At 36.7% G+C, this 799-nt stretch carries 1 protein-coding gene; it reads left to right on the top strand.

All coding sequences use genetic code 11. The features are described 5' to 3' along the window. Positions 1–269 precede the first annotated feature (269 nt). Positions 270–728, top strand: a complete 459-nt coding sequence (locus tag JMX07_RS13520) for a hypothetical protein (protein ID WP_201608436.1) — start codon at positions 270–272, stop codon at positions 726–728. The last annotated feature ends 71 nt before the right edge of the window (positions 729–799 follow it).

Raw genomic sequence — 799 nt, 5'->3', positions numbered from 1 at the left:
AAACTGGTTATACCATTATAATCATAAGCGCCCAAACATGGGCAATGGCGGTTTTACACCGATACAGAAACTCAATCAGGCAGCTTAATTCTATTTATTAGGTGTCTTAAGTTTGGGAGGGTTACCAAGGTATTCTAGTAATACCAAGTGAAAGCTACGAAGCGGCTGGCATCGAAAACACTAGAAAACTTTTGAATTGGTACAGAAAGCTAACTGTAGAGGAAAAGCACACTTTACCTATTTTCGGCAACAAAATTTCGATAGGAAAAATGTCTCCAGAACAACTACCTATAAAAAAAGGATCCTTAGAATTTAATGTTGTTAAAGATGCTTGGGAATTTATTCACAAAGACTTAGAAAAAATTGGAATTATTGATGCGAATTATAAAAGCGTTGCTGAAAGAACAAGCGAAGCGAATGTCAATAGAAGAAATCATAGTGAAAGTCAGATAGAGCGTTTTCATAGACTCGCAGCAAGAGAGCTAAATGCAGCTGATGACTTCTTCCCTCCTTCAAAATTAGAACCGTTTATTCAGGTTGAGCAACTGTTTGCTTGTAGTAGCAAAACTGTCTCTTCAAAATCAGGCAAGAGTAATTATAGAGTTGCGAGTAGTTCATTTATAGAGTTCTTATCTAAACTGTATGGAAATAAACCCTTTAGAATCGTAACAACGGTAACCCTCCCAAACTTAAGACACCTAATAAATAGAATTAAGCTGCCTGATTGAGTTTCTGTATCGGTGTAAAACCGCCATTGCCCATGTTTGGGCGCTTATGATTATAATGGTATAACCAGTTT

Origin of the sequence: Psychrobacter immobilis, from assembly GCF_904846235.1 — a bacterium.
In the GTDB taxonomy this organism is placed as follows: Bacteria; Pseudomonadota; Gammaproteobacteria; order Pseudomonadales; family Moraxellaceae; genus Psychrobacter; species Psychrobacter immobilis_C.
This window is presented reverse-complemented; position numbering and strand designations above follow the sequence as displayed.